General features: G+C 68.4%; 20 protein-coding genes. 10 read left to right on the top strand and 10 right to left on the bottom strand.

Translation table 11 applies throughout. The features are described 5' to 3' along the window. The first annotated feature begins 55 nt into the window (after positions 1–55). Complete coding sequence (locus ASF51_RS01225) at positions 56–1,084, top strand: ABC transporter substrate-binding protein (protein ID WP_055924081.1); 1,029 nt, start codon at positions 56–58, stop codon at positions 1,082–1,084. Between the two features lie 54 nt (positions 1,085–1,138). Here the strand turns inward: ASF51_RS01225 and ASF51_RS18530 are convergent, their stop codons facing one another. Next, positions 1,139–2,188, bottom strand: a complete 1,050-nt coding sequence (locus tag ASF51_RS18530; RefSeq protein ID WP_082479443.1) for a GNAT family N-acetyltransferase — start codon at positions 2,186–2,188, stop codon at positions 1,139–1,141. A 9-nt stretch (positions 2,189–2,197) separates the two neighbouring features. Continuing rightward, the gene (locus ASF51_RS01215) at positions 2,198–2,437 is read right to left on the bottom strand and encodes a hypothetical protein (protein WP_157411951.1); all 240 of its coding nucleotides are present in this window, start codon (positions 2,435–2,437) and stop codon (positions 2,198–2,200) included. A gap of 72 nt (positions 2,438–2,509) precedes the next feature. On the opposite strand from ASF51_RS01215, the gene ASF51_RS01210 reads away from it, so the two are divergent. The 3 genes from ASF51_RS01210 to ASF51_RS01200 all read left to right on the top strand — a co-directional run bounded on the left by ASF51_RS01210 (position 2,510) and on the right by ASF51_RS01200 (position 9,494). Next, positions 2,510–3,808 (top strand): HNH endonuclease signature motif containing protein, encoded by a 1,299-nt coding sequence (locus tag ASF51_RS01210; RefSeq protein WP_055924074.1) that lies wholly within the window; start codon positions 2,510–2,512, stop codon positions 3,806–3,808. Between the two features lie 115 nt (positions 3,809–3,923). Further along, a complete protein-coding gene (locus tag ASF51_RS01205; protein WP_055924071.1) occupies positions 3,924–4,868 on the top strand; it encodes an NADP-dependent oxidoreductase in 945 nt (314 codons plus the stop codon). A gap of 240 nt (positions 4,869–5,108) precedes the next feature. After that, positions 5,109–9,494 (top strand): beta-L-arabinofuranosidase domain-containing protein, encoded by a 4,386-nt coding sequence (locus tag ASF51_RS01200; RefSeq protein WP_055924068.1) that lies wholly within the window; start codon positions 5,109–5,111, stop codon positions 9,492–9,494. Between the two features lie 108 nt (positions 9,495–9,602). Here the strand turns inward: ASF51_RS01200 and ASF51_RS01195 are convergent, their stop codons facing one another. The 5 genes from ASF51_RS01195 to ASF51_RS01175 form a co-directional block, all read right to left on the bottom strand. Further along, positions 9,603–10,766, bottom strand: a complete 1,164-nt coding sequence (locus ASF51_RS01195) for an FAD-dependent oxidoreductase (protein WP_082479442.1) — start codon at positions 10,764–10,766, stop codon at positions 9,603–9,605. Beyond that, on the bottom strand, positions 10,766–12,145 hold the full coding sequence (locus ASF51_RS01190; RefSeq protein WP_055924066.1) for an NtaA/DmoA family FMN-dependent monooxygenase: 1,380 nt from the start codon (positions 12,143–12,145) through the stop codon (positions 10,766–10,768). Before ASF51_RS01190 ends, ASF51_RS01195 begins: the two co-directional genes overlap by 1 nt. Beyond that, positions 12,142–13,374 (bottom strand): LLM class flavin-dependent oxidoreductase, encoded by a 1,233-nt coding sequence (locus ASF51_RS01185; protein WP_055924063.1) that lies wholly within the window; start codon positions 13,372–13,374, stop codon positions 12,142–12,144. Before ASF51_RS01185 ends, ASF51_RS01190 begins: the two co-directional genes overlap by 4 nt. Further along, positions 13,371–14,219: a DUF1684 domain-containing protein gene (locus ASF51_RS01180; protein WP_200926071.1), complete on the bottom strand. Its 849-nt coding sequence runs from the start codon at positions 14,217–14,219 to the stop codon at positions 13,371–13,373. The genes ASF51_RS01185 and ASF51_RS01180 overlap by 4 nt, the downstream gene beginning before the upstream one ends. 111 nt (positions 14,220–14,330) lie before the next feature. After that, positions 14,331–15,773 (bottom strand): NtaA/DmoA family FMN-dependent monooxygenase, encoded by a 1,443-nt coding sequence (locus ASF51_RS01175; protein ID WP_157411950.1) that lies wholly within the window; start codon positions 15,771–15,773, stop codon positions 14,331–14,333. A 98-nt stretch (positions 15,774–15,871) separates the two neighbouring features. On the opposite strand from ASF51_RS01175, the gene ASF51_RS01170 reads away from it, so the two are divergent. Beyond that, positions 15,872–17,071: a MalY/PatB family protein gene (locus ASF51_RS01170; RefSeq protein WP_055924054.1), complete on the top strand. Its 1,200-nt coding sequence runs from the start codon at positions 15,872–15,874 to the stop codon at positions 17,069–17,071. Then, complete coding sequence (locus ASF51_RS01165) at positions 17,068–18,408, top strand: O-acetylhomoserine aminocarboxypropyltransferase/cysteine synthase family protein (protein ID WP_235497098.1); 1,341 nt, start codon at positions 17,068–17,070, stop codon at positions 18,406–18,408. The genes ASF51_RS01170 and ASF51_RS01165 overlap by 4 nt, the downstream gene beginning before the upstream one ends. Before the next feature lie 55 nt (positions 18,409–18,463). Here the strand turns inward: ASF51_RS01165 and ASF51_RS01160 are convergent, their stop codons facing one another. Next, on the bottom strand, positions 18,464–19,216 hold the full coding sequence (locus ASF51_RS01160; RefSeq protein WP_055924051.1) for an SRPBCC domain-containing protein: 753 nt from the start codon (positions 19,214–19,216) through the stop codon (positions 18,464–18,466). Between the two features lie 67 nt (positions 19,217–19,283). Between ASF51_RS01160 and ASF51_RS01155 the strand changes: the two genes are divergently transcribed. The 4 genes from ASF51_RS01155 to ASF51_RS01140 all read left to right on the top strand — a co-directional run bounded on the left by ASF51_RS01155 (position 19,284) and on the right by ASF51_RS01140 (position 22,440). After that, positions 19,284–19,745: a GNAT family N-acetyltransferase gene (locus ASF51_RS01155; RefSeq protein WP_235497097.1), complete on the top strand. Its 462-nt coding sequence runs from the start codon at positions 19,284–19,286 to the stop codon at positions 19,743–19,745. Between the two features lie 101 nt (positions 19,746–19,846). Continuing rightward, positions 19,847–20,842 (top strand): methionine ABC transporter ATP-binding protein, encoded by a 996-nt coding sequence (locus ASF51_RS01150; RefSeq protein WP_055924045.1) that lies wholly within the window; start codon positions 19,847–19,849, stop codon positions 20,840–20,842. Continuing rightward, positions 20,839–21,546 carry a methionine ABC transporter permease gene (locus ASF51_RS01145; protein ID WP_055924042.1) on the top strand — a complete coding sequence of 236 codons (708 nt, stop codon included), beginning with the start codon at positions 20,839–20,841 and terminating at the stop codon, positions 21,544–21,546. Before ASF51_RS01150 ends, ASF51_RS01145 begins: the two co-directional genes overlap by 4 nt. A gap of 42 nt (positions 21,547–21,588) precedes the next feature. Then, positions 21,589–22,440: a MetQ/NlpA family ABC transporter substrate-binding protein gene (locus tag ASF51_RS01140; RefSeq protein ID WP_055924039.1), complete on the top strand. Its 852-nt coding sequence runs from the start codon at positions 21,589–21,591 to the stop codon at positions 22,438–22,440. Positions 22,441–22,455: 15 nt separating this feature from the next. Here the strand turns inward: ASF51_RS01140 and ASF51_RS01135 are convergent, their stop codons facing one another. Both ASF51_RS01135 and ASF51_RS01130 read right to left on the bottom strand, forming a co-directional pair. Beyond that, on the bottom strand, positions 22,456–25,011 hold the full coding sequence (locus tag ASF51_RS01135; RefSeq protein ID WP_055924035.1) for a LuxR C-terminal-related transcriptional regulator: 2,556 nt from the start codon (positions 25,009–25,011) through the stop codon (positions 22,456–22,458). After that, complete coding sequence (locus tag ASF51_RS01130) at positions 25,008–25,541, bottom strand: hypothetical protein (RefSeq protein WP_055924032.1); 534 nt, start codon at positions 25,539–25,541, stop codon at positions 25,008–25,010. The genes ASF51_RS01135 and ASF51_RS01130 overlap by 4 nt, the downstream gene beginning before the upstream one ends. Between the last annotated feature and the right edge of the window lie 181 nt (positions 25,542–25,722).

Raw genomic sequence — 25,722 nt, 5'->3', positions numbered from 1 at the left:
TCACAGCCCGAGCATCACGCATCACTCCAGCAATCCAGAGAGGCATCACCAGATCATGGCAATAAACAAGAAGCAGATCGGGGCTATCGTCGGCGCAGTCGTCGTCGTGGCCTTGGCCGGCGGAGGTATCGCCCTCGCCGCCAATGCAAACGGCACGAGCTCTGCCGACGTCAAGCCGACCGGTTCGACAGAGGACCAGGTCGCTGCGGCCACCTCGTTCGACCTCACGTCGAAGACCGCCGACGATCGGCCGAGCATCGATCCCGTCGCCGACGCGGTCGCATCCCTCAAGGCGAGCGGCTTCCAGCCGATCGAGGCGGGCAAGCTCACCGTCGCCCAGACCGTCGCGAGCGGCGCCCCGCCCCTGGTCTTCGCGGCATCCGATGACAACACCACCGCGCTGGGAAGCGAGGCCGACTTCGCCGCCCTCGTCGCCGACGGACTCGGCCTCGAGTACAACCCGGTCTCGGTCGACTGGGCCGACTGGCCGCTGGGAATCCAGTCGGGCAAGTACGACATCATCCTCAACAACGTGACCGTCACCGAGGAGCGCAAGGAGCTGTACGACTTCGCCAGCTACCGGGTCGACCTGCTCGGCTTCTACGTGAAGGCCGACAGCGACATCACCTCGATCGAGGAGGCCAAGGACATCTCCGGGCTCACTGTCATCGTGGGATCGGGCACCAACCAGGAGAAGATCCTGCTCGCCTGGAACGAGGAGTTGACCGCCGCCGGCGAGAAGCCCGCCGAGCTCGTGTACTACAACGACACCGCTGCGGCGAACCTCGCTATCCAGTCGGGTCGAGCAGACGCGTACTTCGAGCCGAATGCGACCGGTGCCTATGCCGCGGCCTCGACGGGCGACACGAAGCTCGTCGGCACCATCAGCGGCGGATGGCCCCAAACGGCCGACATCGCCGCGGCCACCAAGAAGGGCAACGGCCTGATCGACGCCGTCAGCATCGTGCTGAACTCCGTCATCGAGGGCGGTGAGTACCAGGAGGTGCTCGATCGCTGGGGCCTCGACAGCGAGTCCGTGCCGACGAGCGAGGTCAACCCTCCGGGACTGCCGAAGACCGACTAGCTGAAGGGAAGATGCCTCGTTCCCTGAGCCTGTCGAAGGGGGCCTCTTCTCCGTCTAACCGAGGTCGAGTCCGAACGCGACGATATCCACGAATCGTCCGGGCTCGACCTCGATGCGTTCCTCCCGCTCCAGCAGGCGCACGAAACCGAGCCGCTCGTAGAGACGGTGGGCCGCAACCATCGAACCGCCGCTGTTCATCACGACGCGCTTCACGCCGCGGATGCGGCCCAGGCCGACCACGTGCTCGGTGAGCGCGGCCCCGATTCCGCGCCCCCGCGCATCCGGGGCCACGGCCAGCAGCCGGAAATCGAGCTCGTTGTCGCGCGCGACGGGCGAGAGGCGCGCGCCCTCGCGAGGAGTCCAGACGGTGCCGAGGATGGCACCGGACGCCGTGTCCTCGGCCACCCAGACCTCGTCGGCGCGGGCGCGGTCGTGCACGTCGGCCAGCGACGCGCGGTATGCGGCGGAGAGGTCGTAGTCGTTCGTGTAGGCCTCGACGGTGAGCCGCGCCACGGCATCGAGCTCGTTCTGGCGCACGAGTCGGATGCGCACGGGCGCGACCGCGTCGAACGGGTAGCGGTAGACCTGCGGGGTTCCGATGCCGGTCTCGGTGCCGAGCTCGCGTGCGGCGACGCGCTCGAATCCGGCGCGCAGGTAGTTGCGCTGCGCGGTGTGGTTGAGGGGTCCGGTGTCGAGGACGAGCCCGGTTGCGCCCCAGCCGCGGGCCAGGTCAATGGATGCCTGCACCAGCGCCTGTGCAACGCCCCGACCCCGGGCGGCCGGGTCGACCGCGACCAGACGCAGCTCGGCTTCGCCGTCGCGCGCCTGCCTCGAGATGGGGTTCTCGGCGCGGGTCACGGTGGCGGTGCCGAGGAGGCGGTTCGTGTCGTCTTCGACGGCGACGAGCAGTCCGCCGTCGACGGCGCGGGCACCCGCGTCGCGTTCGAGGGCGACTCGCTCCGGTCGGCGGGGCAGGTGGGCGTAGGGGCCGGTGGCGAAACCGAGCGAGGTGAGTTCGCCGGTGGCCACGTACTCGTCTTCACGCGCCTGACGCACGGTGAAGGAGAGGGTGGCGGCGGGCTGGGTTTCGAGCGGTTCTGACACCAGTCGAGACTACGAGATGCGGCCGACGCCAGCCGCACCGGCGGCGCCCATTTCGTCGTCGCCGGTGGTCTCGCTACGCCGCCCTTCGACGAGCTCAGGGAACGCTCGGGCCGTATAGAGACCCACGGTTGCGTCGGTCGAGTAGGCCGGCCACGGCCGTATCGAGACCCGTTCCCTGAGCCTGTCGAAGGGCAGCCCTTTCAGCCGCGACTGCTCCTCCACAGGGTGCCCTTTCGGCGGGTTGTCCACAGGTGTAACCCCTGATCAACGTTAGATTGTTGTGATCGACCCGGTGTCGGTGGTTGCTGTTTGACTTCTTCCATGACACCAGCCGACATCCCTCCCGAGCAGTCACCGTATGTGGTGGCGCTCGAGCGAATAGCCGCCCGAGACAAACAGATAGCCGAGCTGTCTGCGTTGCGGGCCATCGATGTGCACGACGCCTGGCAGCTGTTGCTGGCCGAGGCGCCGCACGACCAGTCCACGGCAGGCCCGCAGTGGTCTCCTCAGCGTGTTGCCGAGGTGGAGTTCTTCACCGAGGTCGCGATGCTCACTCACCGCACCGAGTACCGGGCCCGCACCCTCGCCGATACGGCGATCGCACTGGTGTCCAAACTGCCGGCGTCGTTCGCGGTGCTGGCGGCGGGCGACATGTCCGAGGAGCACGCCTCAGTGATCGCGACGCACTCCGAGGGGTTGGAGGGGGAGGCGCTCGAGAAGTACGACGCTCGCATGGCCCGGCTCGCTCCCGGGCTCACCTACAAGCAGCTCGAGTACCGCGCCCGCTCGCACGCGCAGATCGCGCAGCCCGAGACGGTGCTCGAGCGGGTCGAGAAGGCGGTCAAGACCCGCCGCGTTACGGTCGACCCCGCGAAAGACGGCATGGCGTATCTCACCCTGTTCGCCCCGGCTCCCGAGGTGTATGCGATCGCGAACCGGGCGGTGGCGCTGGCGAAGGGCCTGAAGGTCGGGGGCGATCCGCGCAGCATCACCCAGCTGCGAGTCGACGTGCTCTGCGACCTGATGCTGAACGGTGAGACCTCGATCCCGGGCGCAACCACGGGCATCCGGGGCCGGGTGCACGTCATGGTTCCGGCCATGACACTGCTCGGCGTGGGCGAGGAGCCGGCGATCCTCCGCGGCTACGGCCCGATCGACCCGGTGACCGCGGCCAGGCTCACGGCGGATGCCACGTCGTGGCGCCGCATCCTGACCGACCCGATCACGGGTCGCATCCTGCAGCTGAGCCCCACCGACTACCGGCCCACCCAGGAGATGCGCGATCACGCGACGCTGGTGCATCCGTACTGCGTGTTCGGCGGCTGCGCCGACGACTCCGTCGATGCAGACATCGACCACACCCGCGACTTCGCGGGCGGCGGGCTCACCGAAGACGAGAACCTCGCACCGCTCTCGCCCACCCACCACCGGGTGAAGCACCACACCCGATGGCAGATCGAACAAGGAGAAGACAACACCCTCATCTGGACCTCACCCGCCGGCCTCGTCTACGTCTTCGAACCCCAGGGTGTGATGCGGCCCGCGCCGAAGGCGCTCGTCGACGCGGTCGCGAAGACCACACCGAGGGAGGTGACCGCAGAAGAACCCTGCCCCTTCTGAGAATTCTCTCGGCTGCGCACACTTGCAATGCGCGCCGTCGCGAACTAGCGTCGCGCTCGACCCGCCTCATGCAGAACGCGTGGGCATGAGCAGAAGCAGAAGAGGGAGTCGAACGATGGCGACGATTGTTCAGTATTCACGTCTCGGAGGGCCAGACGTTCTGGAGGTCGTCGAAGTTCCGATTCCGACTGTGACGCCGGGGCAGGTGCTCGTCGAGGTGCAGGCCATCGGGGTGAACCCGATCGACTCCAAGCTGCGCTCGGGCAAACGGCCGACGCCTCCGATCGACGCGCCGCGGCGCGTGGGGTCGGATGCGTCGGGCGTGGTTCTCGAGGTCGGTTCCGGGGTCGACGGCTGGGCCGTCGGCGACGAGGTCATCGTTCAGGGCGCCACCGGCGCCTACGCGAGCCACCTTGTGCTCGAGCCCTCCACCCTCGTGCGAAAGCCATCGGTGTGGACGTGGTCGCAGGCCGCGGCCGTCGGCATTCCCGTGTCGACGGCGTACCAGGCGCTCCGCTCGCTCGGCGTGGGCGAGGGAACCCGCCTGCTCATCCACGGCGGAACGGGCGGCGTCGGTCAGGCCGCCGTTCAGTTCGCGGTGGCCTGGGGTGCTACGGTGTTCGCCACCGCGAGCCCGTCGAACCACGCTCGGCTCGTCGAGCTGGGTGCCGTGCCCCTGAGCTACGGCGACGGTCTCGTCGAGCGCGTGCGGGAGGCGGCGCCCGACGGAATCGACGTCGTGCTCGACGGGGCCGGCACTGACGAGGCGCTCCAGGCCTCCCTCGACCTGGTGACCGATCGCTCTCAAATCGGCACCATCGTCGCCGGAGCACGTGCTGCCGAGCTGGGCATCCGCGCCTGGTCGGGTGGAAGCCCGGTTCCGCTCACCGAGGAGGAGCTGCGGCTGCGCTCCGAAGGAGTTCCCGCGGCGATCGAGCTCGCGTCGCAGGGACAGTTCGACGTCGAGGTCTCGGAGCGTTTTCCGCTGGCCCGCGCCGCCGACGCGCAGCGCCTCAGCGAAGAGGGCCACACCCGCGGAAAGATCGTGCTCATCCCTTAGCGGATCTTCGCATTGAACGGTCACGGGGTGCCGACGCGCGGCGATGCCTGGGCAGTCCAGAGCGGATCGACGTCTGCAAGACGTTGGAACGGTTCAACTATGAGCGCTCACAATTTTGATCATTGCTGTCTCATAACGCATACCCTATGGTCATTGTTACCGCTCACATCGTGCACCATCGAGCGCTTCTGAATTGACCTGGTACCTCAGCAACGTTGCTGTCGACAAAAGGAAAGAACTATGACCGGCGTCATCTCGCGAACTCGTCTTCGCACGCCTCTCGCCCTCGCACTCTCCACCGTTCTGGCCCTCGGGCTGTCGACGGGAGCGCCCCAGCTCGTCGCGGCCGAGCCCGTCGCCTCCGGGGCCCTCGACGCAGCCAAGGTGCTCGACCTGACGTTCGACGGCTCGCTGTCCGACTCGAGCACGCGCGCCGGCAACGCCACGATGCAGAAGGGCACCGAGAAGTACGACTCCGGAATCGACGGGCAGGCCTTCTCGTTCGACGGGTCGAATGCGATCAACCTCGGAACCGACTCGGCACTGCAGCCGAAGGACCTCACGGTCTCGTTCTGGTTCAAGCCGAACGGCGCGATGTCGGGCGAGCAGGTGTTCGCCTGGAGCAAGACCGTGTACAACTCGGATGGCTGGTACCTCACCTCGGAGGGTGCCGGCACCCCGCTCGCTCTCTCGATCGGGCCCTCGGGTGGGCAGCCGTACAAGGTGGTCGTTCAGTCTCCCCGCTCCGACTTCTTCCCGTCCGGGGCGTGGACGCACGTGGTGGCAAGCTACGACAGCGCCACGAAGAAGGTCGATTTCTACCGCAACGGAGTGCGGCAGGTCGCAACGATCTCCACTCCCGTGTCGTCGGCGGCATCGGGCGTACTCGGCTCCGAGAACACCTCGGTCAAGACCCTCGGCTTCAACGGCCCGATCTACAACGGCGGACACGTGGCGGGACTGGTCGACGACTACTCGCTCTACAGCGCGGTCGCCACGATCGACGATGTCGTGACGCTGACGCAGAAGAACGACTCCGCATTCGACCCCCAGACGATCGCTCAGGCGGCGCTCGATGCGGTGACCGTCCCCGCCCAGTCGGCGACATCCTTCACACTGCCGGTCGAAGCATCCGATGGAACCCGCTTCGCCTGGTCGTCGTCGAACCCTGAGCGCATTTCGGTCGACGGAGCCACAGCCACCGTCGTGCGTGGCGATGATGCGGCGACCGTTGTTCTCACCGCGTCGGCCACCTACGGATCGGGCGCCCCCGTGTCGAAGACGTTCGAGGTGGTCGTGCCGACCGACGCATCCGCCGAATCGCCGTTCCTCGACGCGACGGGGCTCGATCAGGTACTGCTCGAAGATCCCTACCTCGTCAACGGCAACCAGAAGATGATCGACTACCTGCTGAGCCTCGACCCCGAGAAGTTCCTCAACGGTTTCTACACACAGGCGGGCCTGCCCGTGACGGCCGATCCCTACGGCGGATGGGAGCGCACGAGCGGCGTCCGTTTCCAGGGCCACTTCTTCGGGCACTACATCTCGGCCCTGTCGCAGTCGTATTCGACGACCACCGACGCGACAACCAAGGCGGCGCTCCTCGCCAAACTCACGACCGCGGTCAGCGGTCTCAAGAAGGCGCAGGATGCCTATGCCCAGGTCGATCCCGCGAACGCCGGCTACGTGGCTCCCTTCTCGGTGAACCTGCTTCCGGGCGGTGGCGACGGACTGCTCGTTCCCTTCTACAACCTGCACAAGATCGAGGCGGGGCTGCTCGACGCCCACAAGTACGCCCCCGCGGATGTGTCGGCGGATGCGCTGGCGGTGGCGAGCGGATTCGGCACCTGGGTCACGAACTGGGCAGACCGACAGTCGAACCCCGGCGCTCTGCTGAACACCGAGTACGGCGGAATGAACGAGGCGCTCTACTCGCTCTACGCCATCACCGAGGATCCGACCCACAAGCGCGCGGCGGAGTACTTCGACGAGGTGACGCTCTTCCAGCAGCTGGCCGCCGGTCAGGACGTGCTGAACGGAAAGCACGCGAACACCACCATCCCCAAGCTCATCGGAGCGCTCAAGCGCTACACCGTGTTCACCGAGAATCCGAACCTCTACGCCACGCTGACCGAGACGGAGAAGGCGAACCTCGGCATGTACCGCACCGCGGCCGAGAACTTCTGGCAGATGGTCGTCGACGACCACACTTACGCCAACGGCGGCAACAGCTACTCGGAGCACTTCCACGAAGCCGACACCCTCTACCAGTACGGCACGAGCGGATCGACCACCGGGTACGGCGAGAACAGCACCTCGGAGGGCTGCAACGAGTACAACATGCTCAAGCTCTCGAAGGCTCTCTTCCAGGTCGAACCCGACGTGAAGTACGCCGACTTCTACGAGTCGACCTACATCAACACCATCCTCGCCTCGCAGAACCCCGAGACCGGAATGATGACCTACTTCCAGCCCCAGGCGGCGGGCTACGCCAAGGTGTTCGGGCGCGAACTCGACGAGTTCTGGTGCGACCATGGCACCGCCACCGAGAGTTTCACGAAGCTCGGTGACTCGATCTACTTCACGAAGGACTCCACCGTCTACGTCAACCAGTTCCGGTCGTCCGTGTTCACCTCCGACGCGCAGAACCTCCGGCTCCGGCAGGTGGCCGACGTGCCCTCGAGTGACACGGTCTCCCTGACCGTCGAGTCCATCGATGGCGGCGCCCTTCGCGACGGAACGACCCTGAAGCTCCGGGTGCCTGCGTGGGTCGCTTCGACCCCGACCCTCACGGTCAACGGATCGCCCGTCGATGTCGCGACGATCACGTCAGATGGTTACGCCGTTCTGCCTGTCTCCGCCGGTGATCAGGTCAGCTACGTGATTCCCGCGTCGGTGACCGTCGACAACAACACCGAGAACAAGGACTGGGTCGCGTTCAAGTACGGCCCCGTGCTTCTCGCGACCGAGCTCAACCGCAACAACGTCGACGCCGACTATGTGGCCGGCGTGCTCGTGCGCATGAGCCAGGCCGACAAGTCGGTGAGCAACGACATCGTCGTTCCGGATGCGACGGCATTCAGAGACGACATCGCCCACAACCTCGTGCGGCTTGACGATGGTGCCAACAACAACGGCCTTACGACGATGCGCTTCGCTCTGCAGGGAACGGACGCCGCATCGGCCGCACTCGTCTTCGAGCCGTATTACAGCCTCTACAACGCGCGTTACGCCACCTACATGAACCTGATCGAGCCCGACTCGGCGCAGGCCCAGGCTCTGATCCGCCAGAACAAGGAGCAGCTGCGGGTCGACGAGACGACGATCGATTCGCTCACTTCGTTCGACAACAACAACAGCGAGGCCGACAAGAACTACCGCTTCGCCAAGTCCGGCGTCGGGGTGCACCTCGGCCAGGGCTACCGAGACGGGCAGAGGGCCACCGACGCGTTCTTCCAGTACGAGATGATCGTCGATCCGTCGCTGCCGAAGAACTACCTCGGGGTCCGCTACTTCGGAGGTGACAATGGGCGCACGTTCGATATCTACCTCAACGACGTTCTGCTGAAGAACGAGCGCGTGACGAATGCCAATGGATCCAGCTCGTGGTACATCCAGTACGACGAGATTCCGGCCTCCGTGCTGGCTTCCATCGAGGCAGAGGACAGCTACAAGCGCGATCAGAGCGGTGCCTACGTGCTCGACGCGCAAGGCGAGAAGATCCCCGTCGTGACTGTTCGATTCCAGGGAAACGGATCGAGCTACGTGGGCGGCGTATTCGGCGTCTACACCGCATCCGATACCTCATTCGCCACCGAGTCGGATCTGGCGGGCCTGTCGTTCGAGGGCGGCAGCCTGACCCCGCAGCTGGCGGGTGGCGTCTACTCCTACAGGGTGAGCGTGCCCGAGGGCGCGACGACCGCGACGTTCGATGCCGACCCCGCCGTGCCGAGCGGCCTCGTCTTCGTGGGCGACGTGCTCATCGACGACTCGCTGCCTCGCACCGTGGCTCTCGCAGAGAATGGACCGACCACCCTGACCCTGCGTGCCAGTGCGCAGGACCACGTGACGATGTCGACCTACGACATCACCATCACTGCAGATGCGGCACCTCCCGTCGAGGCCGCCGTCCTGGAACTCGACTCGACCGAGCTTCGGGCCGGTGGCAGTTTCACCCTGAGCGGCACCGGCTTCGACCCCGACGAGAAGGTGACCGTGCAGTTGTTCTCCGAGCCGGTCACGTTGGCCGAGGTGCAGAGCGACGGTGCGGGCGCGTTCACGGGAACATTCATCGTGCCTGCCGAGCAGCCGGTGGGAGCGCACACCCTGCGCGCCACGGGTGAACGCTCCGGCATCATCGGAGAGGCGGCCGTCACCGTGCTGGCTCCGACGGTTCCCGATCCGGGCACGGACCCGGGCCCTGGTCCGACTCTGCCCGGCTCGGGTGGATCGCCCTGGATCGTCGTTCCACCGGCGGACGCGGCCGGCGCCGGAACGGACGACACGATGCTTCCGGCGACGGGGCTTTCCGTCGACCAGAATCTCTGGGGGTCGGCCCTCCTCGCGCTTCTCGCGGGCGCGGCACTCCTGATCCCGGCCCGGCGTCGGCGGTCGGCGAGGGCCTAGCTCGGGGGCGGTGGTCTCGATACGGTCGCGGGGCGACCTACTCGACCGGCGCATCCATGTTGCGCCGATCGAGTAGCGGTCGCGAGGAACGAGCACCGCGTATCGAGATCACCGGGCCGCCGCGAGCGAGAACAAGGCGGGCGCCGGGCCCGTGCCATCGACGAGGTCGGCAAGGATGCGTCCGATCGACGGGGTGAACTTGAACCCGTGGCCCGAGAAGCCCGCGCCGACGGAGACGGGTCCGACGCTGTCGACGACGAAATTCGAGTCGGGGGTCGTCGTGTACGTGCAGCTGATCTCGACGAAGTCATCCGGGTCGGCGCCCGGAAGCCACTCTCGCGCGTAGCGCCGAAGCGCCGCCAGCTGGGCCGGCTCCGAGACGAACGTGCGCGCATCCGGGTCGACCACCGCGCCCACGCCGTGCCATCCGGCCTTCACGCCCTGGCCCGGAGTGAACATGCCATAGACGCCCGAGTACCAGTAGTCGTATGACGGGTCGACAGGGTTCGGAGCGTGATTGAAGCCGGGCCAGGTCAGCGTCGTGTCGCGCACGGCGAAGTGCGCGGGCTGCTCCTGCGTCACGACGAGCCGCGGCAGCGCGATGGAGGGCACAGACGAACCGAGCAGTTTCGACGTCCAGGCGCCGAGCGTCACGACCACCCGCCGCGCGTCGAGTGTCTCGACGGCGCCGGCCGGCTCGCCGGAAATGGGATCGACAGGCTGCACGTCGACGAGCACCGATTCGTCCGACACGACCCGGATGGCGACGACCCGAGAGTGGTGCCGAACCACGGCGCCGCGGGCGGCCGCGGCCCGCTGCAGGGCCGACACCGCGGCATCCGCATCGAGCCTGCCGGCCTGCGGAGTGAAGAGCACTCGACCATCGAAGCGGATGCCCGGCCAGCGTTCGCCCGCCTCCTCCGGTGTGAGGAATGACGCGTCGAAACCGTACGTCGGCAACGCCGACGCCACGGCATCGAAGGCCGGGTTCGCGCCGTGGTTCGCGAGCCCGACCTGGTCGAGAACGGTAACGCCCGACTCGGCCTCGAGCTCGCGCCACAGCGGCAGCGCCTCGTGCAGCAGCGACAGGTAGGTGTCTTCGCCGTAGCTGAGGTTGAAGTTGCGCGACGCCCCGTGCGAGGCGCCCTGGGTGTGCCCGGGGCCGAAGCGCTCGAGCAGCGTCACCTCGCGTCCCCGGCGGGCGAGCTGCCAGGCGGCGGCGGAGCCCATGGCCCCGCCGCCCACCACGACGACGTCGGCGCGCGTGACCACTAGGCCGAGGCCAGCGCCGCGGTCGAACGAGAAGGCACCGGCGGCAGTCCGAGCGTCTCGTGCAGGGTGGCGTTCTCGTCGTAGTCGGTGCGGTACACGCCGCGCTCTTGCAGCTCGGGAATCACCCGGTCGACGAACTCGTCGAGGCCGGTCGGGTTGGTGTTCCCCACGATGACGAAGCCGTCCGAGGCGTCCTCCTGCACGTGCCGGTTGATCGTCTCGGCGACCTCGACCGGCGTGCCCACGAAGGTGTGCTTCGCGGCGAACGAGATCACGAGCTCGCGGATCGACCAGCCGGATGCCGCGGCCTGTTCGCGCCACGCGTTCGCCGTGGCAATCGGGTCAGTGTGCACGTGGGCCCGGCCCTTCGCCCCGCCCTCCGCCGTGACGACGGGATCGATCGACGGCAGCGGCCCCTCGACGTCGTAGCTCGAGAGATCGGTGTTCCACACCTGCTCCAGGAACGAGATGGCCGTCTGCGGGCTCACCTGCAGGCGGGAGATCTCGCGCGACCGCTCCCGTGCCTCGGCGTGCGTGTCGCCGAGAATGAAGGTGGCGGCGGGCAGGATCTTGAGCGAATCGCGGGGGCGACCCACCGCATCCAATCGCCCTTTCACGTCGTCGTAGAACGCGCGACCGGCCTCGTAGTCGGCGTGCCTCGAGAAGATGACATCGGCCGAACTGGTCGCGAAGTCGCGGCCGTCGGGCGAATCGCCGGCCTGCACGATCACCGGATGCCGCTGCGGGCTGGGCGGGAGGGTGGCGTAGCCGGTCACGTCGAACTGCGGCCCGTGGTGGTCGACGAGCCCGAGACCGGAGGTGCGCACGAACTCGCCCGACTCCGTGTCGGCCACGATCGCGTCGTCGGCCCAGCTGTCCCAGAGCTGCGACGAGACGTCGAAGAACTCCTGCGCTCGGCTGTAGCGGTCGGCGAGGTCGAGGAACTGTCCGCGGCGGAAGTTCGCCCCGTGGAACGCATCCGACGTCGTGACGATGTTCCAGCCCGCGCGTCCCCGGCTCAGGTGGTCGAGCGTGGAGAGCTGGCGGGCCAGTTCGTAGGGCTCGTTGAAGGTCGAGCTCAGCGTTCCGACGAGCCCGATGTGAGACGTGACCCCGGCGAGGGCCGCCAGGATCGCGAGCGTGTTCGGGCGCCCGACCACGTCGAGGTCGTGGATGAGGCCGCGCGTCTCGCGCAGCCGCAGCCCCTCGGCCAGGAACAGGAAGTCGAACTTGCCTCGCTCGGCGTTCTGGGCGAAGTGGCGGAACGACGAGAACGCGATCTGGCTCCGGCTTCTCTCGTCGCTCCACACCGTGGTGTTGTTCACGCCGGGAAAGTGGGCGGCGAGATGGATCTGCTTGGCGGGCTTCTGGGTGCTCATCGGTGTGCGCTTTCGATCAGTTCTGCGGCGTAGCGGTTGCTCGGGCGCGCCAACTCCAGGCGCTCGCGCAGCGACGACGCGGATGCCGGCCGCTCGAGCACACCCGTCTCGGCGAGCACGGGCACGACGTCGCGCGTGATGCGCTCGAGGTCGAGCGGCAGTCGGGCGGGGCGTAGGCGCACGCCGGTGATGCCGGCCTGCTGCCAGCGCAGCAGCTGCGCGGCCACGTTCTCGGCGGTGTCGGCGAGAATCACGGCGTCGGATGCGTAGGGCGACCCGTGCAGGTCGTCGAGCGCCGCGAGGGCGGCGACGGCCGACTCGTGCGTCTCCTCGATGAGCACCACGGCCTCGGTCCAGACGCGCAGGGCTTCGGGAGCACGGCGTTCGACCGTCAGCTCCGCGTCGCCGAGTTCGCCGAGGATCTGCTCGAGGTGCTCGTCGGAGTGCGGCGTGATGCCCACGATGTCGGCCTGGGCGACGGCGAGCTCATAGGGCACCGTCTGGTGGGCCAGAACGAAGACGACGGGCTGGCCCTGGGGCGAGCGAGGCACGATCGACGGCCCCTTCACGCTGAAGTTCTCACCCTCGAAGTCGACGTAGTGCAGCCGGTCGCGGTCGATGAAGCGGCCCGTCGGCACGTCGCGGATCACCGCGTCGTCCTCCCAGCTGTCCCAGAGGCGGCGGGCCACCTCGATGGCATCGGCGGCCTCGCCGAACAGGCTGCGGATGAGCGCGGTCTGCTGCTCGTCGGTGCCGCTCGCCGCGCGTGCCGGGTCGAGCACCGGGATCTCGCGGCGGCCCACGTGGGCGGCCTCGTGGGAGCGGCCGGAGACCTGCACCCGCCATCCGGCCCAGCCCTCTGAGACGTGGTCGAGGGTCTGGATGCCCGTGGCCGTGTGGAACGGCTCGGTGTGCGTGGTGGTCACGGTCGGCACGATGCCGATGCCGGGCACCTGCGCCGCGATGGTGTTGGCGAGGAGCAGCGCGTCGAGCCGGCCGCGCACCTCGTCACCGCGCAGCTCGAAGGGACCGTACCCGCTGGTCTGCAGGCCGAAGGAGTCCTCGATGGTGACGAGGTCGATGCCGGCGGCCTGCGCCTCGACGACGAGCGAGACCCAGTAGTCGTGGTCGAACAGCGCTTCAGGCCGGGCGGTGGCGTCGCGCCAGGCCGCGGGATGCCAGCCGGCCCCGTCGAGCGCGACGCCGAGGTGGAACGGGGTGCGGCTCATCGCGCGTCGCCGTGCGGTGCGGCGGTCGGGCGCAGCGGCGTCTTCTCGCCGGCCTCGATGCCGATGGGCAGCCGGTTCTCGGCGGGAGGCAGCGGGCAGGTCGCGAACTCGGTGTAGGCGCAGGGCAGGTTCGTGGCCCTGTTGAAGTCGACGGTCACGCGGCCCGAGGCATCCGGTGCGTCGATCTGCAGCGAGCGGTTGGCGGCGTAGGTCGTGACCCCGCTGGTGGCGTCGGTGAAGAGCACGAACAGCGCCCCGGGCGTGGGGCCGTTGAAGGCCGTGAGCGAGAGGCTCTCGCCGCCCAGCTCGAACTCGATCACGCCGGGGGAGTCGTAGACGTGCTCGAGCCCCTCGGCGACCGAGCCCACGGTCACCGGCTTCGGTGCATCGAACGCACGGAACGTGCCCTCGGCCACCCAGCTGCGGTTCGCCGGGTATACCGGCGTGCCCGCGTACTCGACGCGGGTCGGGTGCGATGGATGCCGCGGGCGCACGATGTCGGCGCCGCCGCGGCGGGCCACCTCCAACTCGGCGTCGCCGGAGATCACCGTGACGCCGCCGCGCTCGGGGATGACGCCGAACTCGTATGTGACGCGGTCCGGGCTGCCGGCGATGGTCCGCCCGTCGACCACGATCCGCTCTCCGTCTGAGAGTGTCACGACGGGACCGGCGGCCGACGTCGACCACTCGCCCGGCGCATCCGGGTATCTCGTAGGCGTCTCGTCGAGCCAGTTCAGGCTCGTGACAGCGAGAAACCCGTGCGGGTCGGCGCGGTTCTTCTCGTGGGCGTCGTGCCACGCCTGCCACTCGGCGGTGAAATCGATTGTGTCTGCAGCTGTACTCATGGCAGTCACGCTACGAGTGCGTGTGCGACGTGATGCGATGGGTCCGACATAGAAGGTCACGCACGAAACAGGGCGTAACGCGGCTTGACTGCAGTGCCCGTTCAGACCGTCTCAGATCACCCAGTGCGGGCCGACCGTTGGGGCGACCGGCGCCTCGCGAGCGGGCTTCGTGAGGTTCAGGTGGCCTCGCAGGGTCTTCGCGTCGTAGCCCTCGTGCACGAGGCCGCGGCGCACCAGCTCGGGAACCACCTGATGCGCGAACGCGTCGAACTGCTCGTGCAGGAACGCGCTCTGGATGGCGAAGCCGTCGGCGGCGCTGGCGCGGAACCAGGTCTCGAGGTGATCGGCGATGTCGACGGCCGACCCCACGACGAGCGGAGCCGCGATGGCCTGCGCCACCACGAGGTGCCGGTAGGTGATCGGCCGCGCGCCGCCGACCGAGCGCCCGGAGCGCGACTCGACGACCTCGAGCAGGCGCTGCCCCACCGCGTTGAAGCGTTCGGCGGTCGCGAGCGACACTGCTTCGTCGAGACCGCGTTCGAGCAGGGGCAGGCCCACGGAGCGCAGGAGCGCGGCCGTCGACCTGTTCGCCGGCAGTCCGAGCGACTGCGCCCGGGGGCTGCCGTCGTCGAGGGGCACGAGCGCTACGAGCTCGTCGTAGATCGCGAAGGCCGCCTGTCGCGTCTCGCCCACGATGGGCAGGATGGGCGCGATGATCGTGATGTCGCCGGGTGCCCGCCCGGCCGCCGTCGCGCGGAGGCCCGCCTCGCGATAGAACTTCACCGCGTCTCCGAGGCTCGACGGCGCCACGATGTGGATGTCGGCGTGCGCGGCCGCGAACTCCCGGGCGCGAACCGAGACGCCCGCGTGCACCACGGGGATCTGCCCCTGCACGGGGCGCAGCGCGTTGAGCGGCCCGGCCACGCTGAACCGCCTGCCCTCGTGGTCGACCGGATCCACCCGCGAGTGGTCGACCAGGATGCCGCGTTTCGCGTCGGCCACCACCGCGTCGTCGTCCCAGCTGTCCCAGAGGCTGCGCAGCAGCCGCACGTACTCGACCCCGGTCTCGAAGCGGTTGTCGTCGGGGCCGCCGGCATCCGTTCTGCCGAAATTCGCACCGGCCCTCGGGTCGGTTCCCACGGTCAGGTTGAGGCCGAAGCGCCCGCCGCTGAGGCGGTCGATGGATGCCGCGGCCCGGGCGATCGCGTAGGGCTCGGAATGCGCGGTGCTGGCCGTGGCGATCAGGCCGATGCGGTTCGTGACGGCGGCGAGGTACGCGGCCGAGCTGAACGGATCGATGCGCGCCAGGAGCGAGGGTTCCGTGTACTCGAGGTCGGAGCTCGACGACAGCCAGTCGCCCAGGAAGAGGAAGTCGAGGCCGGCCTTCTCGGCTGTGCGGGCGAGGCGTTTGAGCGCCGCCGGGTCGTTCGCCGGGTTCCTGTGGGCGCCGGGATACCTCCATCCGGAGGGGAACGCCCCGAGCGTGCGCACCATCGCCCCGAGAACCAGCTGTCCATCGCGTTCGAACATGCGGACAGGCGTGGGCGTGGTCATGCGACGACCATAAGCGCGGAGACGGGGAACGCCGAGGGCCGATGACACATGGCGTAAAGCAGCGACGGGGTCGGGCGCATTGTCCGTACGATCGCTGCATGACTCACGCCCGCTTCGACCACATCACCCGTGCCGAGCTGAGCATTCCCTCGAGCCGCAAGTGGAGCCTGCACCCCGGAACCATCGGAGCCTGGGTGGCCGAGATGGACTTCGGAACGGCGCCGCAGGTGACCCGCGCGCTGCACCAGGCCATCGACGACGGCAACCTGGGCTATCTGGCCCCGGCGACCTCGCACGAGATGGGCAAGGCCACCGCGGCCTGGCACCGCGACGAGTACGGCTGGGATTTCCCGTGGCAGAACGTGCACGCCGTCTCCGACGTGATGGCCGCGCTAGAGGTGGCCATCACCAAGTTCTCGCCATCCGGAACGGGAGTCATCATCCCCACGCCGGCGTACATGCCGTTCCTCAGCTTCGTTCCCACGCTGGGCCGCGAGGTGTTCGAGGTTCCCGGCGTCGTGAACGCCGACGGCCGCTGGCAGCACGACCTCGCGGGGCTCGAGGCGGCCTTCCGCGCCGGCGCCCGCACCCTCATCCTCTGCAACCCGCAGAACCCCACCGGAACGGTACTCACGCGCGACGAGCTCGAGGCCATCGCCCGCATCGTCGACCGGCACAACGGGCGTGTGTTCGCCGACGAGATCCATGCGCCCCTGCGCTACGACGGCGTCGCGCACATTCCCTACGCGTCGCTGTCCGAGACCACGGCGCGGCACACGATCACGTCGACGTCGGCATCCAAGGCCTGGAACCTGCCCGGCCTGAAGACCGCACAGCTGATCACCTCGAACACGTCCGACGAGGAGCTCTACCAGACCTTCGGGTTCGCGGTCATGCACGGCGCTGCGACCCCGGGCGTGATCGCCGCGACCGTCGCCTACACCGAGGGGCGCGAGTGGCTGGGCGAGGTCGTCGACTACCTCGACGGCAACCGCCGGCTTCTCGCGGAGCTGCTCGACGAGCACCTGCCCGAGGTGCGCTACACGATCCCGGATGCGACGTACATCGCCTGGCTCGATTGCTCCGATCTGCAGATCGACGGCTCGGTCGCCGACTTCTTCCGCCTCGAGGCGGGCGTCACCCTCACCGACGGATCCCTCTGCGGCCGCGGCTACGAGGGGTACGCGCGTCTCATCTTCGCCATGCCCCGACCCATCCTCGAGCAGGCCGTGCTCGACATGGCGCACGCCGTGCGCCGATGTCTCAGCCCCTCCGCCCAAGAAAGCAGTGTTCTGTGACCGATGCCACCCCGCCCTCGACCGACATCGCCCCGCCCGAATACGACTGGCAGGGCTACGCCTTCGACACGCGCCAGGTGCACGCCGGCGAGTACGACGACCTCAACGCCGGAGCCCGCGTCTCGCCCATCGCGATGACCGCCGGCTACCGCTTCGACTCCTTCGACGATGCCCGAGACCGGTTCTCCGGAGACGCCGACGGGCTCATCTACTCCCGGCAGCGCAACCCCTCGGGAGCCGTGGCCGAGAAGCGCATCGCCTCGCTGGAAGGCGGCTCGGAGGCCATCGTCGTCTCGTCGGGGCAGGCCGCGATCACCGCAGCCCTGCTCGCGCTCGCGGAGAACGGCGAGCGCATCGTGTCGACCGCCAGCATCTACAGCGGAACGCGGGTGCTCTTCGGTCGCAGCTTCGCCCGCTTCGGCGTCTCCGTCGACTACGTGTGGAACACGGCCGACGACGACGAGTGGGATCGCGTCATCCAGCCGAACACGAAGGCGATCTTCACCGAGACCATCCCCAATCCCAAGAACGACATCGTCGACATCGACCAGGTCGCCCGCGTGGCCGCCCGGCACGGCATCCCGCTCGTGGTCGACAACACCATCGCGTCGCCCTACGTGATCCGCCCGATCGAGCACGGCGCCGCCGTCGTGGTGCACTCGTCGACGAAGTTCCTCTCCGGCCATGGCGCGGGGCTCTCCGGGGCGATCGTCGATGGAGGCACGTTCGACTGGGCCGCCTCGGAGAGGCGCTATCCGCTGCTGACCGAACCCCAGACATCCGGTGGCAGATCGCTGCTCGAGCGCTACGGCCGCACCGGCTACGCGCGGCTCGCCCGCGAGGCCGTGGTCAACGACATCGGGCCGGCGCTGTCGCCCTTCAACTCGTTCCTGCTGCACCAGGGAATCGAGACCCTGTCTCTGCGCATGGAACGGCACCTCGACAGTTCGGTCACGATCGCCCGCTGGCTCGAGCAGCACCCGAAGGTCGAGAGCGTCGACTTCGCCGGGCTGGAATCCAATCCGGCGTACGAGCTGGCGCAGCGCCTGTACGGCGGCCGCACCGGGTCGGTCTTCGCCGTGACCGTGCGCGGGGGAGCAGCCGGGGCGCGGAGCTTTCTCGACGGTCTGCGGGTGATCTCCCGCATGACGAACATCGGCGACGTGAGGTCGATGGCGCTGCATCCCGCCACCACGACGCACATCTCGTTCACCGAGGAGCTGCGGCAGAGGCTCGGGATCACCCCCGGGCTCATCAGGCTGTCGATCGGCATCGAAGACGTGAACGATCTGATCGCCGACCTCGACCAGGCGCTCGCCCGCGTCGCCGTTCCCTGAGCCTGTCGAAGGGAATCTCAGCGGACGTACCCTTCGACAGGCTCAGGGAACGGATCTAGGTGTACATCAGCGAGCCCGGCGTCGTGAGCTTCTCGCCGGTCTCGAGAAGCGTCTTGAGGCCGGAGAGGATCATCGGCCAGCCGCCGTACAACTCTTCGTTCGCGCCCTCGCGCAGTTCGTCGTGGGTCACGACGAGTCGGCACGAGTCTCCGACCTGCTCGATCTCCCACGTGATGCGGGTGGTGCCCTCGGACGCGACCTCGTCGCTCCACCTGGCCACCATCGACTGCACCAGCTTGCGAGGCGGATCGACCACGAGGTTCACCCCGTCGCCGAGCGGCGCGTTCGCCTTGGGATTGGTCTGCGTGTAGCTCGACCCCTCGGTGAAGTCCGACTCGATGCGGTTGCCGAAGCTGTACACGCTGCGCATCTCGGGGTCGGTGATCGCCTGCCACAGGCGCTCCGGCGTCGTGCGGATGTAGATCTCGAATACCTTCTCCATGGTTCTCTCCAGTTCTGTCTTGAGGTCGCTGAGGGCGGCCGTCCAGGGTTCCGCGTACTTGCTCGTCCACCGGTCGTGTACGAGCCGGATGGGCACGGGATTGAGGAAGTGCAGCTTCTCGCGGCCTCGTCGTCGAGCGATCACGAGCCGGGCCTCCTCGAGGATTCCCAGGTGTTTCATCACGCCGAAGCGGCTCATGTCGAACCGCGCCTCGAGTGCGCCCAGGGTCTGACCGTCTTCGATGAAAAGCGCGTCGAGGATCGCCCGCCGCGTGGGGTCTGCCAGAGCCCGGAACACCTCGTCCATGTCGTCAAAAATAGGTGACTATATGGTCACCTGTCAACGAATCCCTTCGATTGCTACGCTCGGTCAGGTGATCCGTCCAATGCCCGTCGACCCGCTCGACACGGCGGAACTGCACGACTTTCTGGCGGAGGCCGACCTCACGACGGCCGGGCTGGATGCGCGGGGCGCGCGTTACTGGATCGTGCGGGGGGAGCGGGGCGAGATCGTCGGCAGCACCGGCTTCGAGCGGTCGCCCTCGGCGCCGGACGCCCTGATCCGCAGCGTGGCCGTCGCGTCGGCCGTTCGATCGTGCGGACTCGGAAGCGAGTTGGCGCGGTTCGCCCTCGATGCGGCACGCGCCGCGGGCGTCGAGCGCGCCTGGCTGTTCAGTCGGCGCTCCGGCCCGTTCTGGCAGAAGCTCGGCTTCGAGCGCGTGTCGACCGCGTCGTTGGCCGCGGCTCTCGGCGAGACGGCCCAGGTCGCGCTCTTCCGGCAGACCGGGCAGCTCGACCGCGAGGTCGCCTGGAAGCGCGCCGTTCACATTCGGTAACACGAATTGGTCGGCCGGTTCGGGCTCGGCCACACTGGGGAGCACCTGAAGTTGCGCGGTGCTGTGCAATGTCGTCTGCACCACCGAGCCCGGGGAACCCCATGATCGCCATCACCGACGTCACCAAGACGTTCGGCCGCGCAGACCGCCGGGTCACCGCGCTCGACAACGTAAGCCTCGCGGTCGAGCGGGGTGAGATCTTCGGTGTCGCCGGCCAGAGCGGGGCGGGCAAGAGCACGCTCATCCGCACCGTCAACCTGCTCGAGCGCCCCGACTCGGGAAGCATCGAGGTCGACGGACGCGTTCTGACGAGCCTCGGCGCCGCTGAGCTGCGCAGTGCACGTCGAGGCATCGGCATGATCTTCCAGCACTTCAACCTGCTCACCAGCCGCACCGTGCAGGGCAACGTCGAGCTCGCCCTCGAGATCGTGGGCGTCGATGTGCGCGAGCGTCGCCGCCGGGCGGCGGAGATCCTCGACCTCGTCGGCCTGTCGAGCAAGGCCTGCGTTTACCCGGGCCAGCTCTCGGGCGGCCAGAAGCAGCGCGTCGGCATCGCCCGGGCGCTCGCGGCGAAACCGTCGGTGCTGCTCAGCGACGAGGCGACGAGCGCCCTCGACCCCGAGACGACCCGATCGATTCTCGCGCTGCTCAAGACGATCAACTCCGAGCTCGGACTCACCGTGCTGCTCATCACCCACGAGATGGATGTCGTCAAGACGATCTGCGACTCGGCCGCGCTTCTCGAGGGCGGCCGGGTCACAGAGACCGGCAACCTCGTCGACCTCATCCGCACTCCTGGTTCGCGTCTCGCCCGCGACCTGTTCCCGCTCGGCGAGGTGCACACGCCCGCCGGCCACACCGTCGTCGACATCACCTTCAGCGGCGGCCTGGCCGACCGGCCGGTGATCGCCCAGCTGGCACGGGTGCACGGACTCGACGTCAGCATCCTCGGCGCCGCCGTCGAGACCATCGGCGGCAACCAGGCCGGGCGCACGCGGCTCGCCCTCCCCGGCGCGCGCGACGACATCGACAGGGCGCTCGCCGACCTGCGCGGCCAGGGCCTTCTCGTCGAGGTCGTCGGAGGTGCGGACGCATGATCGATCCCTCCGCTCCCGGATTCTGGTCAGACCTGTTCCAGGTGCTCCTGATCGGCACCGGCCAGACCCTCTACATGGTCGGGGTCGCGCTGCTCGTGACGATCATCGTGGGCCTGCCCCTCGGAATCCTGCTGGTCGGCACGGAGAAGGGCGGCCTCTTCTCGGCGCCCTTCGGCTCGCGCCGCGCAGGCGTCGTCATCAACCGGATTCTCGACTTCGTCGTCAACCTCGGCCGCAGCGTGCCGTTCATCATCCTGATGATCGCGGTCATCCCGTTCACCCGCCTCATCGTCGGCACGTTCATCGGTTCGACAGCGGCGATCGTGCCGTTGTCGCTGGTGGCCATCCCGTTCTTCGCCCGCATGGTCGAGATCGCGATCAAGGAGGTCGAGCCCGGGTTGTCCGAGGCGGCCGACTCCCTGGGCGCGACGTCGTGGCAGATCGTGCGCAAGGTGCTGGTGCCCGAGGCGCTGCCCAGCATCCTCCTCGGGCTCGCCACGACGGTCACCTCGATCATCAACTTCTCGGCCATGGTCGGCACCGTGGCCGGCGGTGGACTCGGCGACGTGGCATTCCGCTACGGCTACCAGCGCTACAGCACCATCCACATGGTCGCGGTCATCATCGTCATCTATCTGATCGTGCAGGCCCTCGCCGCCCTCGCGGCGTGGGGCGCGCGACGCCTCCAGCGCCAGAACTCCTGACACCCCCACTCCTACCCCCTGCACCTCGATCCGAAAGGCACCATGATGAAGAACAGCATCCGCATCGTCGCCGCCGTCGCAACGGCCGCACTGTCCCTGACCGCGCTCGCCGCGTGCTCGACCACCTCCGATTCGTCCTCCGATTCGTCCTCCGACGCCGGCTCCGGGTCGGGCTCCGGCGATTTGGGCACGATCAAGGTGGGCGCGCTCGCGACGCCCGCCGGCGACATCCTGAAGTTCGTCTCCGACAACCTGGCCGCCGACGCCGGCCTCACGATCGAGTTCACCGAGTTCACCGACTACAACACGCCCAACACGGCGCTGAGCGACGGCTCGATCGACGCGAACCTCTTTCAGAACAGCACCTTCCTCGACACGTACAACGATCAGGCCGGCGGCACGCTGGTCAGCGCGGGCGAGGTCTACCTGCCCAGTGCGGCGTTCTACAGCGACAAGGTCACCAGTCTCGACGACCTGAAGGACGGCGCCAAGATCGCCATCCCCAACGACCCGACGAACGAGGGCCGCGCCCTCAAGATCCTGGCCGCCGAGGGCCTGATCGAGGTCACCGATGAGCCCACCGTGCTCGCCGACATCACCGAGAACCCCCACGACTACGAGTTCGTCGAGATCGAGAACGCCACCCTCGCCCAGGCGGTCGCCGATGTCGACACGGCCTTCGTCACGATCTCCTTCGCACTTCCCGCCGGTCTCACCGCCAAGCAGGCCATCCTCATCGAGGGCAGCGACAGCCCGTACTTCAACGTGCTGGCCACCAGCGACAAGCTGAAGGACGACCCGCGGGTGGCGAAGCTCTACGAGCTGCTGACCTCGCAGGAGACGAAGGACTACATCGACGAGACCTGGGGCGGGCTCGTCGTGCCCGTCTCGTAGGCCCGACGCGCACTCTCAGGGCGCGCGGCGCTGGCTCAGCACGGCGATCGCGTCTGCGCGATTCGAGACGCCGAGCTTGCGGTAGAGCGATCTGAGCTGGCTCTTGACCGTGTTCGGCGACACGGTCAAGGCCGTCGCGATGTCCGAGACCGAGGCGAAGCGCGCCAGCTGTTCGGCGACAGCCTCCTCCCGGGCGGTCAGCGACACGCGGGTCTCGGCGACCGGCACGAGCGACGGTGCGGACGCGAGGGCGGGATTCACGGCCAGCATGCCCGGCATCATCCCACGCTGGTGCGTCTCCGGGATGAGCGCGAAGGCGAGTCCCTGGTGGCTGTGCTGCAGGAAGGTCGCCGCCCGACGCGTGGCGGCCGACGCCTCGGTGCGTTCGCTGGCCGTGAGCGCGGCGGCCCTGAGAACCAGCACCTCGCCCTCGACCCGGGGCGTCTGATCGTCGCCGGGCGCGGCCTGCCCCAGCAGCTCGAGGGCGCCGTCGGGATTGCCTCGCGCCAGCATGATGCGCGCGAGAGCGACCGTGTCGCGCCGCGCGCGCCGACCCTGAACCGCGAGGGCGCTCTCGGCGGCGTCGGCGTCGCCCGCCGCCAGGTGCAGGAGCGATCGGGTGGCACGGAGCCGTGCCGCAGTGAAAGGACCGAGCGAGGAGCGCTTCGAGTGGGTGGCGATCTCGCGCTCGAGGTCGAGCAGTGCCCGATCGGGGTCTCCCCTGAACATGGCGATCAGGGCGTCCAGGTGCGCGAGGATCGGCCAGTGCTCGATGGTCGCGCGATGCCGGTCGAGCGAGCGCACATGCTCGTCGGCCTTCTCGGCATCGAAGTGTTCGAGGGCGATGAACGCCTCGGCGACCTGGTAGAAGCTGCCCATGTACCCGGTGATCCACCCGTCGGGCCAGTGTCGGCGCAGCGCATCGGCCGAGCGATCCTCGGCCGTCACGAGATCTCCCGTGATCGCAGCGGCCCCCGACTCGAGGGCGAGCCCCTCGAGTCCCGACGGCACGTTCTCGGCCTCACCGATCGACGAGCTGCGCCGGAAGCTGGCCATGGCCTTCTCCATGCGTCCGTTGTAGAAGAAGCTGATGCCGACGTGGTTGAAGAGGGCGGGCTGCAGACGACCGAGTCGGGCGATGTCTTCGAGGTCGAGCCCCACGAGCGTCTCGTAGGCCGATTCGGCTGCCGAAAGTGCAGGCTCGAACGACCCGAGCACTCGCAGCGAGCTGCTCTCGATCGTGCGGAACAGGGCGCGGTCGGCCGGGGCGGCGCGCGAACCCAGGATGCGCGAGGAGGCGATCGCGAGGCCGAAGAACTCGATCGCCCGAACCCGATGGTGCGCGCGTGCGTTGAAGATCAACGCGAGAAGCAACGAGAGCAGCGGGTACTGGCGCAGTGCGACGAGGGGCGTCGTGGAGAAGGCCTCGATGACCTGCGACCCGTGGTTGCGCAGCAGCACCATCCACGAACCGCGAGCGACAGTCGACGCGAAGGCGAGGTCTTTGGCGCGCACCGCGAAGTCGAGGGCCTCGAAGGGGCGCCCGTGCGCGCGCGACCACACGGCGACCTGCCGGCGCAGCCCCACGAGCGCTGCGCGTCTCTCGCTCTTCAGTTCTTGCAAAAAAGTCTCGCGCAGCAGCGGCGTCAGGGTGAAGGTGCGGGTGGCGCCTTCGCCGTGCCAGAGCCCGAGCCCATCGCGTTCGGCGCGATCGAGCAGCGCCGCCGCATGCGGCGATCCGGAGAGGGTCTCGACCAGCTCGCCGTCGAGCGCGTCGGCGATCGAGATGGCGAGGAGGAAGGATCTGTATCCCTCGACGCTCGCGCCGGAATCGTCGTCGGCCGCGGTGTTCGCCCAGACGTAGCTCGCGTAGGTATCGGCGGCACGGGCGATCCGCTCGGGCACGTCGGATGTTCTCGGTCCGGCCGCTGCGAGGGCTCGCGCGAGCAGGGGTGAACCGCCGAAACGCATCACCTCATCGACGAGCTCGTCGGTCTCGCCGGCCCCGAGGGCGACGCGCACGTCGGAGCGGGAGAAGGCGAGCTCCTTCCATCCGATGACGGAACGCACGACGCCCACGACGGGCGTCGACGCGTCGACGACGGAGATGCGTCTGGTCGAGAGGACGAGTCGCAGGCCTTCGACTCGGGGAAGGATCGACAGGAGCGAGTGCAGCTCGGAGGGGATCAGGAGATCGGCGCGGTCGATCACGAGAACGAGCTCGCGACCGAGCGCCTGAAGGCCGCGACGCAGCAACGACCATTCGTCGGTGCCGCCCGCCATCGCGGCATCGGCCAGCTGGAGGGGGTTCGGCTCCGAGATCATTCCCGCGGCCGACAGCTCGGCGGCGATCATCGACACCGCCGCGGGCCCTGTCGTGTCGGCCGTCTCGAACTGCACCCAGACGCCATGCTGGGCGGTGCCGGCCGCCCACTCGGCGAGCAACGACGTCTTGCCCGCACCGGCCGGCCCGTGCACGATGGCGAGCGGAACCGGCGACTCGAGGATCTCGACCAGTCCCGGCCTCGAGACGAAGTGCGGCGGCAGTCGCGGGGCGCCCCACACCGTCACGGCGCGACCCCGCCGATGGGCCGTCGACGGAGGCCCGAGCGGGTGAGCGCCTTCTCCACGCGCACCGCGACGGCTGCGAGCAGCAGAATCGACAGCACGCGGCCGAGCAGGGTGAGAACGACCACCCACGGCGACATGACCGCCGGGTCGATCACGACGAGCGAGATCGCGAAGAGCACCAGGGCGAGGGTGGCCGCCGCGGCGTACCAGGACGCCTCTCGGGGCCTGGTCGAGAAGCTGCTTGCCAGCAGCACCAGTTCGGCGGCGAGCGCGGGCAGTCCCAAGGCCAGGATGATCAGGAATCCGAGCGCGGTGAAGGGCATCGCCAGGAGTCCGGCCACGAGTGCGGTAAGCACGAGCGAGCCCGGTGCGCGCAGCCACCGGGCGGCGACCAGCGGGCCGAGCGACGAGATCGATCCCACGAGGGAGTAGACCACGGGGGACGCGAGGGCGATCGACGAGGTGATCGGACTCATGGCCGTGATGAGCACCGCCGTCAACGCTCCGAAGGCGGCGCACTGAAGCAGCATCGACGTATTCCACGCCGATACGATTCGTGATCTGCTCGCGGTTCTCGTCACGTCAGGAGTGCGGGGTCGATCGGGTGGAATCCGAGAAGTCCCATATCGTCATGATGACTCATTAAACACCCGCGCCGGGGGTGCGGGCCGCGCATCGAGCCAGCCGCTATCCTTTCGGCACGACGTTCGA

Source organism: Agreia sp. Leaf283 (assembly GCF_001422485.1).
In the GTDB taxonomy this organism is placed as follows: Bacteria; Actinomycetota; Actinomycetes; order Actinomycetales; family Microbacteriaceae; genus Agreia.
The sequence above is the reverse complement of the archived record's forward strand: the minus strand, read 5'-3'. Positions and strand labels throughout refer to the sequence as shown.

Bases quoted from the DNA above. Each gene is read 5' to 3' on its own strand.
- ASF51_RS01225 (WP_055924081.1), top strand. From the start codon at position 56: ATGGCAATAAACAAGAAGCAGATCGGGGCTATCGTCGGCGCAGTCGTC.
- ASF51_RS01210 (WP_055924074.1), top strand. From the start codon at position 2,510: ATGACACCAGCCGACATCCCTCCCGAGCAGTCACCGTATGTGGTGGCG.
- ASF51_RS01205 (WP_055924071.1), top strand. From the start codon at position 3,924: ATGGCGACGATTGTTCAGTATTCACGTCTCGGAGGGCCAGACGTTCTG.
- ASF51_RS01200 (WP_055924068.1), top strand. From the start codon at position 5,109: ATGACCGGCGTCATCTCGCGAACTCGTCTTCGCACGCCTCTCGCCCTC.
- ASF51_RS01190 (WP_055924066.1), bottom strand. From the start codon at position 12,145: ATGAGCACCCAGAAGCCCGCCAAGCAGATCCATCTCGCCGCCCACTTT.
- ASF51_RS01185 (WP_055924063.1), bottom strand. From the start codon at position 13,374: ATGAGCCGCACCCCGTTCCACCTCGGCGTCGCGCTCGACGGGGCCGGC.
- ASF51_RS01180 (WP_200926071.1), bottom strand. From the start codon at position 14,219: ATGAGTACAGCTGCAGACACAATCGATTTCACCGCCGAGTGGCAGGCG.
- ASF51_RS01175 (WP_157411950.1), bottom strand. From the start codon at position 15,773: ATGACCACGCCCACGCCTGTCCGCATGTTCGAACGCGATGGACAGCTG.
- ASF51_RS01170 (WP_055924054.1), top strand. From the start codon at position 15,872: ATGACTCACGCCCGCTTCGACCACATCACCCGTGCCGAGCTGAGCATT.
- ASF51_RS01160 (WP_055924051.1), bottom strand. From the start codon at position 19,216: ATGGACGAGGTGTTCCGGGCTCTGGCAGACCCCACGCGGCGGGCGATC.
- ASF51_RS01150 (WP_055924045.1), top strand. From the start codon at position 19,847: ATGATCGCCATCACCGACGTCACCAAGACGTTCGGCCGCGCAGACCGC.
- ASF51_RS01145 (WP_055924042.1), top strand. From the start codon at position 20,839: ATGATCGATCCCTCCGCTCCCGGATTCTGGTCAGACCTGTTCCAGGTG.
- ASF51_RS01140 (WP_055924039.1), top strand. From the start codon at position 21,589: ATGATGAAGAACAGCATCCGCATCGTCGCCGCCGTCGCAACGGCCGCA.
- ASF51_RS01130 (WP_055924032.1), bottom strand. From the start codon at position 25,541: ATGCTGCTTCAGTGCGCCGCCTTCGGAGCGTTGACGGCGGTGCTCATC.